Origin of the sequence: Bartonella taylorii 8TBB, from assembly GCF_902825155.1 — a bacterium.
Lineage (GTDB): Bacteria > Pseudomonadota > Alphaproteobacteria > Rhizobiales > Rhizobiaceae > Bartonella > Bartonella taylorii_A.
Genome location: NZ_CADEAG010000208.1, coordinates 1 through 393, shown reverse-complemented (window position 1 = coordinate 393; position 393 = coordinate 1). Strand labels below are relative to the sequence as shown.

General features: G+C 38.7%; 2 protein-coding genes. Both read right to left on the bottom strand.

Annotation, left to right across the window (positions count from 1 at the left end):
* Nucleotides 1-144, bottom strand: a 144-nt coding sequence (locus J7R13_RS09330; protein ID WP_208438353.1) for a F0F1 ATP synthase subunit C, incomplete at its 3' end; no start/stop codon positions are given.
* A gap of 52 nt (nt 145-196) precedes the next feature.
* Nucleotides 197-393: F0F1 ATP synthase subunit A (locus J7R13_RS09325; RefSeq protein WP_208438352.1), on the bottom strand; the 197-nt coding region annotated here is incomplete at its 5' end.

Here is a 393-nt window from a genome sequence, read left to right as displayed (position 1 = left end):
AAACTGACTATCTGCTGCTGATGGATTACGTAAGGCACCAGAAAGATAGCTACCAAAAATATTTCCCAGCCCCAATGCTGTCCCAGCCATACCAAAACAGGCAAGACCAGCGCCAATATATTTTGCTGCAAGTGCTAATTCCATATTATTCTCCTTTGAAGTGAAATTGCATTGTTTGACTAAAATTCATTATTTACTAGTGCCCCGGGTGAACAGCATCACTAAGATACAAACAAGTTAAAACCGAAAAGACATAAGCTTGTAGAAATACTACCAAAAATTCAAGAGCAGTAAATGCCACAGTCATAATGAGAGGTAAAATAAAACCACCAACCCCTATAACCCCTACCCCAACCATTGAAACAATAAAACCAGAAAACACTTTAAGCGTGA